Annotated in this window: 19 protein-coding genes; 5 read left to right on the forward strand and 14 right to left on the reverse strand. The window is 55.7% G+C overall.

Features of this window, described 5'->3' with window-relative positions:
• Positions 1-5: 5 nt before the first annotated feature.
• The 9 genes from flgH to AB5Y67_RS01180 all read right to left on the reverse strand — a co-directional run bounded on the left by flgH (position 6) and on the right by AB5Y67_RS01180 (position 7,392).
• Positions 6-677, reverse strand: coding sequence for a flagellar basal body L-ring protein FlgH (gene flgH / locus AB5Y67_RS01140; RefSeq protein WP_005350662.1), 672 nt, complete (start codon positions 675-677; stop codon positions 6-8).
• Between the two features lie 14 nt (positions 678-691).
• On the reverse strand, positions 692-1,480 hold the full coding sequence (gene flgG, locus AB5Y67_RS01145) for a flagellar basal-body rod protein FlgG (RefSeq protein WP_005334158.1): 789 nt from the start codon (positions 1,478-1,480) through the stop codon (positions 692-694).
• Between the two features lie 14 nt (positions 1,481-1,494).
• A complete protein-coding gene (gene flgF, locus AB5Y67_RS01150) occupies positions 1,495-2,241 on the reverse strand; it encodes a flagellar basal-body rod protein FlgF (RefSeq protein WP_005334159.1) in 747 nt (248 codons plus the stop codon).
• Positions 2,242-2,385: 144 nt separating this feature from the next.
• Positions 2,386-3,759, reverse strand: a complete 1,374-nt coding sequence (gene flgE / locus AB5Y67_RS01155) for a flagellar hook protein FlgE (protein ID WP_042080196.1) — start codon at positions 3,757-3,759, stop codon at positions 2,386-2,388.
• Positions 3,760-3,769: 10 nt separating this feature from the next.
• A complete protein-coding gene (locus tag AB5Y67_RS01160) occupies positions 3,770-4,510 on the reverse strand; it encodes a flagellar hook assembly protein FlgD (RefSeq protein WP_005350659.1) in 741 nt (246 codons plus the stop codon).
• Between the two features lie 15 nt (positions 4,511-4,525).
• Positions 4,526-4,945 (reverse strand): flagellar basal body rod protein FlgC, encoded by a 420-nt coding sequence (gene flgC, locus AB5Y67_RS01165; protein WP_005350658.1) that lies wholly within the window; start codon positions 4,943-4,945, stop codon positions 4,526-4,528.
• Positions 4,945-5,343: a flagellar basal body rod protein FlgB gene (gene flgB / locus AB5Y67_RS01170; protein ID WP_005334169.1), complete on the reverse strand. Its 399-nt coding sequence runs from the start codon at positions 5,341-5,343 to the stop codon at positions 4,945-4,947. The genes flgC and flgB overlap by 1 nt, the downstream gene beginning before the upstream one ends.
• A 295-nt stretch (positions 5,344-5,638) precedes the next feature.
• Positions 5,639-6,463 carry a protein-glutamate O-methyltransferase CheR gene (locus AB5Y67_RS01175; RefSeq protein WP_005350656.1) on the reverse strand — a complete coding sequence of 275 codons (825 nt, stop codon included), beginning with the start codon at positions 6,461-6,463 and terminating at the stop codon, positions 5,639-5,641.
• A gap of 17 nt (positions 6,464-6,480) precedes the next feature.
• Positions 6,481-7,392 carry a chemotaxis protein CheV gene (locus AB5Y67_RS01180; RefSeq protein ID WP_005334174.1) on the reverse strand — a complete coding sequence of 304 codons (912 nt, stop codon included), beginning with the start codon at positions 7,390-7,392 and terminating at the stop codon, positions 6,481-6,483.
• A 144-nt stretch (positions 7,393-7,536) separates the two neighbouring features.
• Here AB5Y67_RS01180 and flgA point away from each other — a divergent pair, with 144 nt between their 5' ends.
• The 3 genes from flgA (at position 7,537) to AB5Y67_RS01195 (ending at position 9,045) form a co-directional block, all read left to right on the forward strand.
• Positions 7,537-8,220 (forward strand): flagellar basal body P-ring formation chaperone FlgA, encoded by a 684-nt coding sequence (flgA, locus tag AB5Y67_RS01185; protein WP_081042809.1) that lies wholly within the window; start codon positions 7,537-7,539, stop codon positions 8,218-8,220.
• Positions 8,221-8,311: 91 nt separating this feature from the next.
• Positions 8,312-8,632: a flagellar biosynthesis anti-sigma factor FlgM gene (gene flgM / locus AB5Y67_RS01190; protein ID WP_005334177.1), complete on the forward strand. Its 321-nt coding sequence runs from the start codon at positions 8,312-8,314 to the stop codon at positions 8,630-8,632.
• On the forward strand, positions 8,629-9,045 hold the full coding sequence (locus AB5Y67_RS01195) for a flagella synthesis protein FlgN (protein WP_190973227.1): 417 nt from the start codon (positions 8,629-8,631) through the stop codon (positions 9,043-9,045). The genes flgM and AB5Y67_RS01195 overlap by 4 nt, the downstream gene beginning before the upstream one ends.
• Before the next feature lie 36 nt (positions 9,046-9,081).
• Here the strand turns inward: AB5Y67_RS01195 and yfcE are convergent, their stop codons facing one another.
• Positions 9,082-9,624 (reverse strand): phosphodiesterase, encoded by a 543-nt coding sequence (gene yfcE / locus AB5Y67_RS01200; RefSeq protein ID WP_150388821.1) that lies wholly within the window; start codon positions 9,622-9,624, stop codon positions 9,082-9,084.
• Positions 9,625-9,634: 10 nt separating this feature from the next.
• Positions 9,635-11,272 carry a peptide ABC transporter substrate-binding protein gene (locus AB5Y67_RS01205; RefSeq protein ID WP_199428054.1) on the reverse strand — a complete coding sequence of 546 codons (1,638 nt, stop codon included), beginning with the start codon at positions 11,270-11,272 and terminating at the stop codon, positions 9,635-9,637.
• Positions 11,273-11,428: 156 nt separating this feature from the next.
• On the opposite strand from AB5Y67_RS01205, the gene AB5Y67_RS01210 reads away from it, so the two are divergent.
• Entirely contained in the window at positions 11,429-12,328 is a 900-nt protein-coding gene (locus tag AB5Y67_RS01210; protein ID WP_199428053.1) for a DMT family transporter, read from the forward strand.
• Positions 12,329-12,347: 19 nt separating this feature from the next.
• Here AB5Y67_RS01210 and rsuA read toward each other — a convergent pair whose 3' ends face one another.
• Complete coding sequence (rsuA, locus tag AB5Y67_RS01215) at positions 12,348-13,040, reverse strand: 16S rRNA pseudouridine(516) synthase RsuA (RefSeq protein ID WP_199428052.1); 693 nt, start codon at positions 13,038-13,040, stop codon at positions 12,348-12,350.
• 168 nt (positions 13,041-13,208) lie between these two features.
• On the opposite strand from rsuA, the gene AB5Y67_RS01220 reads away from it, so the two are divergent.
• Positions 13,209-14,408: an HD-GYP domain-containing protein gene (locus AB5Y67_RS01220; protein WP_019446125.1), complete on the forward strand. Its 1,200-nt coding sequence runs from the start codon at positions 13,209-13,211 to the stop codon at positions 14,406-14,408.
• Between the two features lie 18 nt (positions 14,409-14,426).
• Here AB5Y67_RS01220 and AB5Y67_RS01225 read toward each other — a convergent pair whose 3' ends face one another.
• On the reverse strand, positions 14,427-14,606 hold the full coding sequence (locus AB5Y67_RS01225) for a hypothetical protein (RefSeq protein WP_199428051.1): 180 nt from the start codon (positions 14,604-14,606) through the stop codon (positions 14,427-14,429).
• Positions 14,607-14,737: 131 nt separating this feature from the next.
• Positions 14,738-15,391, reverse strand: a complete 654-nt coding sequence (fsa, locus tag AB5Y67_RS01230; RefSeq protein ID WP_021231069.1) for a fructose-6-phosphate aldolase — start codon at positions 15,389-15,391, stop codon at positions 14,738-14,740.
• Positions 15,392-15,429 lie beyond the last annotated feature (38 nt).

Genomic DNA, 15,429 nt, shown 5'->3' on the forward strand with positions numbered 1-15,429 from the left:
ATCTCCTAGAGCGGCCACCAGGGACCATTGAAAAAGCTGGTAAGCCACCCTTGCTCCTGGCTATTGGCCAGATCGCCGGTACCACCGTAGTAAATGCGGGCATTGGCCACTTTCTGGGACGAAACGCTGTTATCAGACGTCACGTCCTCCGGGCGAATAAGGCCGGTGATCCGGATATATTCATTGCCATTATTAAGCATGATCCACTTCTCGCCGCGCACCACCAGATTGCCGTTGGGCAGTACCTTGGCCACGCTGACCGAAATATTGCCCTGCAGGCTGTTGCTCTGATCCGCCTTGGCCTGGCCCTTGAACGCGCTGTCTTGAGCAATGGAGGCTGAGAGATCATAGGGGCTGGCGGTCACGGGCACGCCACCCAACTTGACCGGATCCAGATTGAACTTGTTATTCTTGCCACTCTGGGTATTGGCCTTTTTCGAGGCGGAGGTCGACTCCGACAACTCGATGGTAATGATGTCGCCTACCTTGTGTGCCTTGATATCCGAATAGATGCCATTGACCTGATCCGGCTGGAAAATCGCCCCTGTCGGTCGCACCGACACCGGCTCCGACTCCCCGTAGACGGGGGAAAACTCGGGATCATCAGGCTTGGGCGTATTGGGAGTGCTGCTACACCCTCCCAGCACCAACAATCCCAGCATCCATACGGCTTTCATCATGCACCTCCTATTTAGGTACGCTGGATCAGGAAGGACATCATGCCGTCCACGGCGGAGAGCACCTTGGAGTTCATCTCGTAGACCCGCTGAGCCTGAATGAGGTTCACCAGCTCTTCGGTCACGTTGACGTTGGAAGTCTCCAGCATCCCCTGCTTGATCACCCCCAAGCCATCGGCACCGGCAGTCCCCTGAGCGGCAGCACCACTGGATTGGGTCTCGACAAACATGTTCTCCCCCATCGGCTGCAAGCCGCTGGCGTTGACAAAGTCGGAGATGTTGATCTGACCGACAACCTGAGAAGCGCCATCGCCCTTGAGCTGCACCGAGACCTGGCCATCTTCACCCACCGTAACGCTCTGAGCGTTTTCCGGGATCTGGATTTCCGGTTGCAGCGGGTAGCCATTACCCGGGGTCACTATGGTCCCTTCATCGTTGAGGGTGAACTGACCGTTGCGGGTATAGGCCGCACTACCATCCGGCAGCTGAATTTCAAAGTAGCCACGACCACTGATCATCAAATCGAGCGAGTTGTCAGTGGTTTGTACGTTGCCCTGGCTGTGGTTTTTCTGGGTCGCCACCACCTTGGCACCCGCCCCCAGCATCAGGCCGGAGGGGAGCTCGGTATCGGCAGAGGAGCGGCCACCGGGCTGATTGATGTTTTGATACAGCAGATCTTCAAAGATGGCCCGTGACTTTTTGAAGCCCACGGTGCTGGCGTTCGCCAGGTTGTTCGAGGTGACCGAAATATTGGTCTGCTGTGCATCCAACCCGGTCTTGCTGATCCAGAGTGCGGGATTCATAGGTAACTCCTTGATTAGCTGATTCGCAGCAGTTGGGTTTGAGCTTCATCATTCTCTTCGGCCGTCTTCATGATTTTGACCTGGGTTTCGAACTGACGTTGCAGCCGGATCAGGTTGGTCATCTCATCCACCACATTGACGTTGCTCCCCTCAAGGGAGCCGGCAATCAGGCCAACGTTGGCAGAGGCGGGTTCATTCTGACCATCCTTGCGGCGAAACAGACCATCTTGCCCCTTCTCCACCGCATCGGCGGCCGGATTGACCAACTTGATCCGCTGAAAATCTTCCGGCAAGTTGGCGGCAGCCCCCTCAGGACGACCGCTGATGGTGCCATCCCGATTGATCTCGAGTTTCTCCATCGGCATCGGCAACACGATTGGCTGACCGCCGTCATCCACCACATTCAGGCCAGTCGAGGTCTGTAAATTGCCGGTCGCATTGACCTGCAGATTCCCCATGCGGGTATAGGCCTCGCCCCCCTTGGGATCCTGCACGGCAATCCAGCCCGGCCCATCCACCGCCACGTCCAGATCCCGTCCGGTGGTCATCAGCATGCCATGCTGCAGGTTCTGACCCGGGCGCTCAGCCATGGCAAACACCCGGCTTGGCAAGCCCTCTCCGAACGCCTGCATGCTTCTGGCCTGCTCAAAATCGGACTTGAAGCCGGTGGTATTGGCATTGGCGAGGTTGTTGCCGCGAACAGCCAAGCTGTTCATGGTCTCTTTGGCCCCGGACATGGCGATATAAAGCAGGTGATCCATGGAATTCTCCGTCAAACAGATGACTCTGACAGGAGAAATGCAATTTGAGTGCCAACAGCAGAAATATGGGGGGAGAAGTAGGATGGGAATGCGACAGAAACAGAGAGGGGGCCAAGCCCCCGCTCATTATCATGTATTGCGCAATTAACGGATCTGCAGGATGGTCTGCTGCAGCGAACTGTTGACCTCCAGAGAACGGGAGTTGGCCTGGAAGTTACGCTGGGCAGTGATCAGGTCCACCAGCTCGGAGGTCAAATCCACGTTGGACTGCTCCAGCGCCGATGATTTGATGGTCCCGAAAGTGCCCGAATTGGGCGTCCCCGGCAAGGCATCGCCAGAGAGCAGGGACTGTCGCCAGGAGGTATCGCCAACCTGAGTCAATCCTTGCGAGTTGGCAAACTTGGCCATGGCCACCATGGCAACCTTGAGTGTGGTGGCATTGCTATAGGTAGCAGAGACAATCCCGTCTGGCGTGATCTCCACCTTGGTCAAACGGCCGACAGTAGAGCCATCTTGAGTCAACTTGTTGACTTCAAACGGAGAAGAATACTGAGTCACAGTGCCAAGTTGAATCTCAACCTCCTGGGTGGGATCTGCACCGTTGGTGATAATGCCAGCACCTGCCGGGGGCGCGACCCCCAATTGTTCTGTCTTGATGGTTGCCGGTGTTGTTGGCGTCACCATCTTGCCATCAGCACCAAAGGTGATGCGTGCGGCAAGCGGTGGAACAGGAGTCACACCAGCTGCCATCGTTGTTGGAACCCCCCCCGCAACATCAATGGGTTTATCCCCCTCATACATGTACATACGCCAAGCGGTAGGATTGGCAGGCTTTGTCACATCAGCTGGGTCAGCTTCCTTGACAAAATATTGTGTGATCACATGAGGAGAACCCAATGAATCATAAATAGTGACCGATGTAGATGAGGCATAACTTTTAGGATTATTGATCGGATCAAAAATGGAGGCGTCTGCAGCAGTGTTACCTGCAGCCAACGGGGTTGAATCAGACTTCAGATTGAAGCTGGCTTCAATCTTGGTTGTTTGTTTCGGCTCCCCTGCCCGATCCGGGATCTGGATAGGCTTGGTTGCGTTTATGCTCACCGCTTTTGGCGTTCCATCAACGTTCACCTCATAGCCTTGCAGATAATGGCCCTGATTGTTGACCATATAACTGTTTTCATTGAGCTTGAAGGCACCGGCACGAGTATAGGTGCGATCCAGGTTGGTCAGGCCATCGGAGGTCACAAAGAATCCATTCCCCTGAATCGCCAAGTCGAGTGCGTTATTGGTAAATTGCAGCGCCCCCTGATGGAACTGCTGGGCAACCGCACCGGTCGCCACACCATTACCGACCTGGGTCTTGGCGTTGACAAAGATGGAGTTGGCATAGACATCCGCAAACTCGGCTCGGGACTCCTTAAAGCCCATGGTGTTAACGTTGGCAATGTTGTTGGCGGTGACGTTCAAGTCTTTTTGTGCCGCGTTGACACCGCTCAAGGCATTGTTAAATGACATATCCAGCTCCTTAGATCGATGCTGTCGACGTGGTTTTTGACTGAGTTGTTGGTTTGTTCTGATTAGATCCTGAAATTTGCAGGATACTGTTAAGCGTTGTAGTGCCTAGACCTCTCAGATTAAGTTGAGTCGGGTTGGTTCCGTTCCCCAGGACCACACTATCAACCTTGCCATAGGTCAGGGCCGAGATGCTCTCCGACTTTCCATCCATGGTGCCGTTAGCTTTAATCACGTATTTTCCAGGCTTGGCCGGATTGCCACTCTTGTCTTTACCATCCCAAGCAAATTCAACATTGCCGCGTAAATCACCTTCCAGAGGAAACTCCTTTATCACCTGACCCTTTTCATCTTCCACCGTGATTTTCACATTCGAATACTTGTTCTCGACACCGACAGCCACAACCCCGGATATGGACCCCTCTTTCTCCAAATAACCGATATTGCTAGGGAGCAGCACATTTTGTCCGACCAGTGCAGAGGCTTGCAGCGCCTGACTAGATGTCATCAGAGTATTGAGATTGCCCATCTGGGTGGACAAGCTGTTGATCCCCTCAGAAGTCGACATGGATGTCATCTGGGAGAGCATCTGGGCGTTATCAACAGGCTTGAAAGGATCCTGATACGACAGCTGCATGGTCAGCAGCTTCAGAAAAGAAGCTTGATCCAGCTCTTTCTTCGGCGTTGTAGTGGTGCCTGTCGTCTGGGTCGTGGTACGGCTGATACCGTTCACATTATTGGTTGTATCGACCATGCTACATCCCTCCTATCAGGATTTGCCAAGCTGGAGCGTCTGCTGCAGCATCTTTTTGGCCGAATCTGCAACCTGTACGTTGGTCTGGTAGCTGCGCGAGGCGTTGATCATGTCGGCCATCTCTTCAACCATGTTGACGTTTGGCTTGAAGATAAAACCGTCTTTATCCGCCATCGGGTGGTTGGGGTTGTACTCCTTGAGCAGTGGCGCCTTGCTCTCGACAATCCCCTTCACCTCAACCCCGACCGAGCCCTGTTTGTCAGACATCGCCTGATCGAGCTGGGCGGCAAAGACTGGCCGCCTGGCGTGGTAAGTATTTTCCACACTGGAGCTGACGCTGTCCGCGTTGGCCATGTTGCTGGCAACCGTGTTGAGGCGCACTGATTGTGCGCTCATAGCCGAGCCTGCTATGTCAAAGACCTTGAACAAACTCATCACTGCTCTCCTTTCAGGGCCTTGAGCAGGCCACTGATCTTGCTATTCATAAATTCAAGGGAGGTTTGATACTCGAGGCTATTGCGCAGAAATTCGCTGCGCTCCTGCTGCACATCGACTGTATTGCCGTCACCGGTATCCGGTTGCAGCGGGTTGCGATATTGCACGGTACCTGGGGCGTCCATATTCAAGGCAAAGTGCTTTTCGCTGGTCGTTGCCAAACCAAACCCCTGATGCGACTGGGCCTCCTGCAATGCCTGAGCAAAATTGATATCCCTGGCTTTAAAGCCAGGGGTATCTGCGTTGGCAATATTGCTGGAAAGCACCTCAGCACGCTTGGCGCGAACGCTTATGGTGTGTTGATGCACACCGAATGCCTTGTCAAATGAAAGAGCCATAGCACACCTCCTGCTTGGTTTATTTTGTTTGCAAGAGGTGTGCCATAAGCAAATCTCTCAGATCGATGGTTTGGGTATTAGCACAGTTCAGACCGAAAACGGCAGGAGCATCTCGTGCCTTGAGTCAGACGGCATCATTTGGCCACCTTAAGGCTTCAACCATTTTTGCAGTGGCGAGATATGGTAGGTAAATAGAAAGTCTGAGCTGTAGATAAAGAAAGAGGGAAGCTCGTAGCTTCCCTCTTTACATGAACTGGCAATATTCGGCAGACCCCGAATATCAAGGCGGTCAGGCCTATTTGACCTTGTAGACAATCCCCGGGTTGCAGCGGATCATCTCGAACCGATCGGTCAACCCGGCCAGTGACTCCGACGCGCCCAGCATCAGATATCCACCGGGATTGAGACTGGCAGCAAACTGGTTGAGGATCTTAGACTTCACTTCCGGTGCAAAATAGATGAGCACGTTACGGCAAAAGATAATGTCAAACTTGCCGAGCAGACTATAACTCTCCAACAAGTTGAGTGGCCGGAAGGTGGTCAATTTTCTGACTCGCTCGGCAACCCGCATCTTGTTGTCACCGTAAGGCTCAAAAAACATCTTCTTGCGCTCCGGTGACAAACCGCGCGCCAGAGCAAGGCTATCGTAAACGCCTTCCTTACACTGATTGAGCATGGTCGTCGAAATATCCGTCCCGACAATCTGCACGCCACCAGGCAAGGTACCCGGCTTTTTCATCTGCTGCTCCAGTGCCGTCATGGCAATGGAATAGGGCTCCTGACCTGACGAGGATGCAGCCGACCAGATCTTGATGGGTCGGCCACTCTTCCCCAACTCGGGGAAAATCTTGTCAGTAAGAAGCTGAAACGGATAGGTATCACGAAACCAGAGGGTCTCGTTGGTCGTCATGGCATCCACCACGGCCATTTTCAGGTCACGCTCTCGCACACTCATTGCACGGGTAACCAGATCAGACAGACTCTCGATGCCAAACTGAGCCATCAAAGGTGAAAGACGGCTCTTCACCAGATACTGTTTGTTATCCCCCAGCACAATTCCGCTCTGTACCGCCAGAAAGTTGCTGAACTGTTTGTATAAGTCGTCCGAAAGTGTCTTCATGCAGCTGTTCTTCTTTATTAGAGTGCGTTTTGTACGGCCTTGGCCAATTCATCAGGCTGGAACTTGGCGATAAAATTGTTCGCACCAACTTTCTGCACCATTGCCTGGTTGAATACTCCACTGAGCGAGGTATGCAGAATAACATGCAAATCCTTGAGATTGGGATTATTCCGGATCTCGGCAGTGAAGGTATAGCCATCCATTTCCGGCATTTCGATATCCGAAATAACCAGCGCAACCTGATCCTTGATAGGACCATTTTTGGTCATTTCCAGCAGCATGTTCAATGCTTCGCGGCCATCTTTTGCCAACACGCACTCGACACCGATAGCCTCAAGCGCACGTTGTACCTGTTTGCGTGCCACTGAGGAGTCATCCGCAACAAGAACAGGACGCCCCAGAGTAGGGTGGTCGACACTGGCCTGAACCAGCTCCTCACTCACATCCGTTGCAACCGGCGAAATTTCGTTCAATATCCGCTCAACATCAAGAATTTCGACCAACTCGCCGTCGACTTCAGTCACGGCTGTCATGTAGTTGATGCGACCCGCACCTTTAGGCGGAGGCAGGATGGATTCCCAGTTCATATTGATGATGCGCTCGACCGAATGCACCAAAAAGCCCTGAATAGAGCGGTTGTACTCGGAGATGATAATGAAGCATTTGCTCAGATCATCAATCGGGCGTTTGCCAACCGCCATGCTGAGGTCGATGACCGAGATAGTCTGGCCACGAATATGTGCGACCCCGCGGATGCAGGAGTTCAGTTTGGGCATCACGGTCAAGGGGGGACACTGCAACACTTCACGCACTTTGAATACGTTGATGCCAAATCTTTGACGTCCATTGAGACGAAACAACAACAACTCCAGCCGGTTTTGCCCCACTAGCTGGGTACGTTGGTTGACCGAGTCCAGGATACTGGCCATAAACACTCCCTAAAAACGCTTGGCATTAATCATGCATGCGTGATGGATTGCGTCAGACTATCGATGTGACAACGAACAGATTCTGAAGCAATCATAGTTAAATATGGTGATATGCGTGAACAACTTATCGACCAACGAGCGAAAATGATTAACCGACTTTTACTCATCAGCCTCTTTTTTGGCAGCATATCTTCCAGCTACGCCTCGGACGTCACTACTTATCTGCAAGAAAAGGCACAAGAGTTCGTTTACAGCCAGCTGGATATTCCGTTGGATGCCAGAGCCGAGGTCACCTCTGCCACGCTGGATGAACGGCTCCCACTGACCCGCTGCGAAGACCTGCTCACTATCAGCTTACCAGCAAAAATGGAAATTCGCCGTAATACAACAGTTTACCTTAAGTGTGAGGAAGACAAACCCTGGGACGTCTATCTCCCAGTGCGGGTCAGCATTCAAAAGCCCTATGTCACTGTGACCAACCCCATCGCCAAGGGGGACCTGCTGAGTGAAAGCCAGCTGGTGTTGGCCTATCAGGATCAGACCCTGATCCGCGGCGACTACCTGACTGACACAGCCCCTCTTGTCGGAGTACGCAGCAAGCGGGAGCTAAAACCTGGGCAACCCATCCGTTTGAGCCAGGTTTGTGTCGTGTGCAAAGGGGATCAGGTCACCCTGACGGCAGAAAACAGCAACTTCCAGATCAAAACCATGGCCCGAGCCTTGCAAGATGGCAGCTTCGGAGAGATCATCAAACTCGTCAATATTCGCTCCGGCAAAACCGTTGAGGGTAAAGTCAGTGCGGTAGGTGCCGTATCGGTCACTTTTTAAATCCGGATCCTTGACAACTTTTTTCTAAAGTTTTGATCTGCCGCACCGATAAACAGGTAAGCAAACCTTAAAGCAGACGAAGGTAACTAAAATGGCCATCAACAATATCAACAACTTGGCGAATAATCGGTTGCAAAATACCGCTAATAGCCAGGGGACAGGCAGCAAGTCAGTCACCTCATCGCCCGAAAACAAAGCGGCTACTGTCAAGCTGGACTCCGTCTCCTTGACCAGTGAGGCGCAACAATTGCAAAAGATGCAACAAAACCTCAATACCGCCTCGACCGGCAATGAGAGCAAGGTCGAACGGCTGAAAAAAGCCGTCGCGAGTGGCGAATATCAGGTTAACAGCGACGCTGTGGCCAAGAAGATGTTCAGTTTTGAGGCCAATCTGGACAAAGTTCTGGGATGATGGACTTACCTTCGTTACTGCACACCCAAGATGATTACCTCAGCCAGATGCAAGGCATTCTGGAAGAGGAGTTCAGCTTGCTCGAACAGCATCAGGCACTGGCCCTGCCCGCACTGACCGAGCGCAAACAGCAGATGCTTGCTGCGATAGAAACTCTGGACAAGACCCTCGCAGAGATGCCGGAACTGGCACTGCAGCTGGCAGCCTATCCCGACGAGATGGTGCAGCTTCGTGCAAAACTGGATGCCTGCCAGGCACAAAATGATATCAACGGTCGCTTGCTTGAATTGAGCATCGTCTCAAACCGTCGTCTGGCAACCTTTCTGAGTCAGCTGCGCGATCGCAACAGCCTGACCTATGACGCCAAGGGCAACACTCGCTCTGGCACCCGCTCCTACGGTATCAAGGCCTGACATCTCTTATCAGGCCTTGCATTTTTGCTCTCCGTTTTAAAGCACCAGTCGCAACAGCTCTCGCCCGTCCTCACACGCATTAACGCGCAGTACCCCGTCCTCATAGCTCCCGTAACTGGCAGGCAACTCGCCGCGCGGGAAACAGATCGACCCCGGGTTCATCAAGATCCGTTCTCCCTGCCACTCCAGCACCGGCACATGGGTGTGACCGCTCAGGAAAAGACTACCCTCCGGCAGTTGTACCTCGTCCGGGCGATAGAGATGACCGTGGCTGACAAACCAGCGCCGCTCATCGATCAGCAACTGGTTGTAGGGGGCGGTGATGGGAAAGCGCAACAGCATCTGATCTACTTCGGAATCACAATTGCCCCGCACCGCGATGATTTGCGGAGCCAACTCGTTAAGCCGATCGGCCACAGCGGCCGGGTTATACCCTTCCGGCAGAGGATTGCGCGGGCCATGGTTGAGCAGATCGCCGAGCAGCAGATAGTGATCCGGCTGCCAGGGCTCAAGTTGGGTCAGCACCCGCTCCAGCGCAATGATGCTGCCGTGGATGTCGGAAATGATGGCAAGTTTCATGAAATGCTCCTCACTGCGGGCTGAAATAGAGATCCTTGGTGGCAATCGTCCCTTTCAAATTCTGGCTGGGCAGCCCTCGCAGCGCGGGATCGACCAGTCTCATCTGATTGTAATGATACACGGGGAGGATCGGCGCCTCCTCAAGCAGCAACTGTTCGGCATGCCGGTAGAGTTCAACCCGGCTCGCGCTGTCCAGCGTATTGGCCGCCTGCTCCAGCAACAGATCAAAGTCGGGATTGCAGTAGCCGCTCTCGTTGCGCAGATCCTGACAACGGAAGCTGCCCAGCATGGCAGACGGCTCCACGTAATCGCCAAACAGGAAGCTTCTGGCCACCTGAAAATCACCGCTATCCTTGGCCACCTGATAGGCGCCCCACTCCAGACTGTTGAGAGTGACCTGTACCCCCAGCTTCTGCCACATGGCGGCAATGGCCATCGCCATCTGCTTGTGGGTTTCGGCGCTGTTGTAGGTAATGCTCAGCTTGAGTGGATTGGCACTGTTATACCCGGCCGCTGACAGCAACGCTGCCGCTTTGGCCTGGCGGGTTGGCATATCTTCAAGCGCCACAGGCAATATCACCCGGGGGTAACCCGGCATCTCCGGCAACAGCGACCATGCCGCCTGTTCATCCTGCCCGCTCACCGATCCAATGAGCTGCTGTCGATCAACCGCCATGGAGAGCGCCTGACGCACCCGCACATCCTGCAGTTCGGGGCGCTTCAGATTGAACGCATAGAGATAGGTGCCAAACAGCGGCAAGCCCCAGAGCCGCTCCGGAGATTCGCGCTTCATCTTCTGGTAATAGCCGAGGGAGACCTTGTTGGTAAGCTGGATTTCACCAGCCTCATAGCGCAGCCGTTCGGCATGTTGCGAAGTGATAGGCAGATAGGTGACCCGTCCGATACGGGTGTGAAGGTCATCCCAGTAGTGGATATTGCGCTCGGCTTCGATCCGCTCGTTCGGCGTCCAGCTTGCCAGCCGGTACGCACCATTGCTCACCAGCTTGCCAGGCTCGGTCCACTGTTTGCCAAACTTGGCTATCGCCTTCTGATTGACTGGCACAAAGGGGCGCTGACTGATGAGTTGCAGGAAATAGGGAGCCGGCCGCTCCAGAGTGATTTTCAAAATCTGATCGCTTTGCGCTTCAATGCCAAGATTGCCGAGCTCCAGCGCACCGGCATAGATGGATTGCGCATTGTTGATCCCCGTCGCCAGCAGCAATCCGGCAGAAGGGGAGTTGATGGCCGGATCGAGCAGACGGCGCCATGCATAGACGAAATCAGCGGCCACCAGCGGCTCGCCATTGGACCATTTCAGTTGAGGGCGCAGGAAGAATCGCCACTCCAGCCCATCTTCACTCACCTCCCAGCGCAGGGCCTGAGCGGGGACGATATGCCCCTGACCATCTTCGCTGACCAGCCCTTCAAACAGATCGACCAGTACCGCCTCCCCCGGAAAACCGGAGCGCACCAGCGCCGGATCCAGCGACTCCGGCTCGGCACCGTTGCCCTTTACCAGGGTTTGCCGATCGGCAAGCAGGGGCTGCTGCTCAACGGTGGTGGCATGGGCCAGGGGCCCTGCCAGCACGGCAAGCAATAGCGGGGAGAGCCAGCGTTGCGCCAGCTTGGGGAAGAAACCATACCTCATGACAAAACCTCGAATAACACCACTGCAGGAGGGGAAGGCCGACGGCGCGCCTGATGAATGCCTGATGCCGCTCTTGTTATCCCCGAAAACGCCCCGTATTGTATCGGGCTTGCCCGGGAGATGGAGTCTTTCGGGTTAATTTTTTCAGGAGTTTTTATGGGTTATGAGTGGCTGGCCCTCGCGTCGGCCAGTTTATGGGCAATTGCCGCGCTAATTTCGGTCAAACCGGCCCGTCATCTCGGCGCATTTGCCTACAGCCGCTGGCGCATGTTTCTGGTCAGCCTGATGCTCGGCACCATGAGTCTGCTCACCGGTGGCTGGCAAACCCTCACCGCAAGCGCCCTGCCTCTGCTCGCCATCTCGGGGCTGGTCGGCATCTTCGTGGGCGACACGGCGCTGTTTGCCTGCATGAATCGGCTGGGACCAAGGCGCAGTGCCCTGCTCTTCTCCTGCCATGCGCTGTTTTCCGCCCTGCTTGGGATCTGGCTATTTAATGAACAACTGACGGGCTGGCGACTGCTGGGGGCCGTGCTGGTCTTTGCCGGCGTGATGCTGGCGATCCTGTTTGGCAGACGCAGTAGCAGCAACGAGTGGGAGCAGATCCGTGGCAATCTGGCGCTGGGGATTGGCCTTGGCCTGACGGCGGCACTGTGTCAAAGCGTGGGAGCCATCATCGCCAAGCCGGTGATGATGAGTGGTGAGGTGGATGCGGTGAGTGCATCGGGTATCCGGATGGGCAGTGCCCTGCTGGCCCACTGCGTCCTGCGGCTGGGGCGCTTGCCGCTGGCCATGCCGCTCAAACCGGTCAATCGCCATATCCTCGCCATGATTGCCACCAACGGTTTTCTGGCGATGGGGCTGGGGATGACGCTGATCCTGATGGCGCTGCGGCAGGGCGAGGTGGGCATGGTGGCCATTCTCTCCTCCACCACGCCGGTACTGCTGCTGCCGCTGTTGTGGTGGCACTCGGGGGAGCGGCCATCCGTTGCCGCCTGGGCGGGTGCACTGATTGCCACCCTGGGCACGGCGCTGGTGCTGGGTTTCAGCACTCACTGACACCCGGCACCATCCCTGATCAGAACAGGGCAATCTCCTCAGCGGTCAGCTCGCGGTATTCACCGGGGGCCAGATCTTCATCCAGCGTCAGGCCACCCACCCGCTCGCGATGCAAGCCAATGACCTTGTTGCCGATGGAAGCAAACATCCGCTTGACCTGGTGGTACTTGCCTTCGTGGATGGTCAGGCGTGCCTCGCACTCGCCGAGAATTTCCAGCTGGGCAGGACGAGTTTTATCGGTCTCGTTACGCAGGTAGACCCCTTCGGCGAACAGCTCGATTGCATCCGGGCTCACCGGATCGGCCAGCCAGACGTGATAGGTCTTGGCACACTCGTGACGCGGTGAGGTTATGCGGTGGGACCATTGACCATCGTCGGTCACCAGCACCAGCCCCGTGGTGTCGAGGTCGAGGCGCCCCACTACATGCAGCTTGCCCATCGCCGGTTCATCCATCAGGAAGAAGACGGTCGGGTGATCCGGATCCTCGTTGGAGCAGACGTAACCTTCCGGCTTGTGCAGCATGAAATAGCGGTTGCGCTGCTCCAGCGTCAGCAGCACGCCGTCAAACTCGATCTGGCTCTGCTCATTGATATGAAAGGCTGGCTGCTTGACCACAATGCCATCCACCATGACCTCACCCTGACGGATCAGTTTGCCTGCCAGCGAGCGGGTCAAATCGGAACAATCGCACAGAAATTTATCAAGCCGCATTCACAACCTCGGAGTCCAACAAGTAAAGGGGCGTCATTATATCGGGCGGGGGCGACAACGCCACTGTTAAGGGGTTGCCAATTATGACGAACTGGTCATCCGATGTTACACTTCTCCGGTGTGACCCATCCGAACGATACTCATAATAATAAGAGTCAGGAAGCCCTCATGAAGTCTCAAGCATCCTATCCCGTCATTCCCGTCAACCAGCTGAAACCCGGCATGTATGTCATTGCTATCGCCAGCCAGACAGGTGGGATGGAGATCGCCCAGATGGGCTTGGTGACCAGCGTGGCGCAAATTGCCAATCTGGTGCGTCAGGGGGTGCTCACGGTACGCATCGATCTGGCCCGCAGCAAGCTGGGCAGTGCCGAAAGTGATGCCGTTACCTCCCCCGACCTCAATGCCAACAGCGCCCAGGTAGGGCGCCGTGCCAGTGCCAACGGCGAAGGACGGGAGCTTAAAATCCGCCGCCTCTATCAGGAAGCGCGCGAGCTGCAAGGCAAGTTCATTCGCCACCTCAAAGCGGGTGAACCCATCGACATCACCCCGCTGGCCGAAGTTGCCGAAGAGATGGTGGACACCATGTTCACCCACGGCGATGCCATGCTCTGTCTGGCTCGTATTCGCGCCAAGGATGCTTACCTGATGGAGCACTCCATGAACGTGGCCATTCTGCTGGCTAACTTCGGCCGCTATCTGGGGCTTGAGCGCAGCGTGCTCAAGGAGCTGACCCTGGGTGGCCTGCTGCACGACGTGGGCAAGATCATGACCCCGGACGAGGTGCTCCACAAACCGGGCAAGCTGACCGATGAGGAGTTCGCCATCATGCGCCAGCATGTGGTGCACAGTTACGAGATCCTCAGCAATACCCCGGGTATCACCCCCACCATGCTGGAGGTGGCCGCCAACCACCACGAGCGGCTCGATGGCTCCGGCTACCCGCAGCGACTCAAGGGAGAGCAGCTCTCCCTCTATACCCGGATGAGCGGCATCGTCGATGTCTATGATGCCATCACAGCGGATCGGGTCTACAAAGCAGGTATGCAGCCGACCCAGGCCTTCCGCATTCTGCTCAAGGGGATCAATCAGCACTTTGATGCCGAACTGGTCACCAAGTTCATCAAGTGTATGGGGGTCTATCCGGTGGGAACCCTGGTACAGCTCTCAAACCAGCGCCTGGCTATCGTGATGCAGCGCAACGAGCAGCAGCCGCTCAAGCCGGTGGTCAAGGTGATCTATCACGCCACCCAGCGTCACTACCTCGAGGTACAGTGGCTGGATCTGGCCAAGTCAGGGGTGCAGGAGAGCATCGAAAACACGGTCGACCCCAAAGAGTTTGGCATCAACCTCGCCAACTTCTTCTAAATCTCTCACCTCAGATATTCATGATGGGCGCTGGCTGTCGAGCCAGTGCTGGATCAGAAACTCCTCATCCAGCGGCGAGAGATCAAAACGCAGGCAGGCCTCTTCAATGGAGGCGATATCGTGCTGATGATGCTCGCTGAGCCAAAGCACCGCCCGACGCAAATCTTCACCATGGGGGAGTAGCAGATGGTCGCTCATGGGATACCTCCGGTAGACTGCAGGGCGGCCCGCGAACGTGGCCACCTCTTTCCAGTCTAGTCGGTCAATCCCCATCACCCGCGCTTCTTCACCCTCCCCCTTCAATCACGGCAATCAGCTTGCCACCGGGATCAGCGACCGAAAGCGCGCTGCCAATCCTGATCAAACTTCGCCAATGCCGCATCCACTGCCGGCACGTTCAGCAACTGCTCCGCCACATCGAGCGGCAAGGTGATCGATTGGCAACCGGCCAGCAGGCAGTCGAGCGCCTGACGGGGAGTGCGGAATGATGCCGCCAGCACCTTGCTGTTCGGCGCGTGCAGCGCAAGCAGCTGTTGCAGCTCCTGCACGGTGGCGATGCCATCGCCCCCCTGAGCATCCAGCCGGTTAACGTAGGGGGCGACATATTCCGCCCCCGCCACCGCCGCCAGCCAGCCCTGCAGCGGGGTATAGACAGCGGTGCCCAGGGTCGGCACACCGTTAGCTGTCAGGGTCTTGATGGCCGCCAGCCCTTCTGCGCATACCGGGATCTTGATCACCAGATCCGGGTCTAGCTCACGCAGAGCGAACGCCTCGCGCACCATCTCGGTTTCGGTTTTGGCCATCACCTGGGCAAACAGGCGCGCCTTGGGCCCCAGCACGTCGCGCAGGGCGGGCAGCAGCTCACAGAGCGGCAATCCCCCGGCGGCGGTAATGGAAGGATTGGTGGTGACACCGGCCAACGGCAGGATCCGTGACCAGCGACGCACTGCCGCCACATCGGCGGTATCGAGATACAGCTCCATCTCTAACTCCTTAACGGGATGTTCAATATGTCACCATT

Source organism: Aeromonas sp. s12, from assembly GCF_040907925.1.
In the GTDB taxonomy this organism is placed as follows: Bacteria; Pseudomonadota; Gammaproteobacteria; order Enterobacterales; family Aeromonadaceae; genus Aeromonas; species Aeromonas veronii.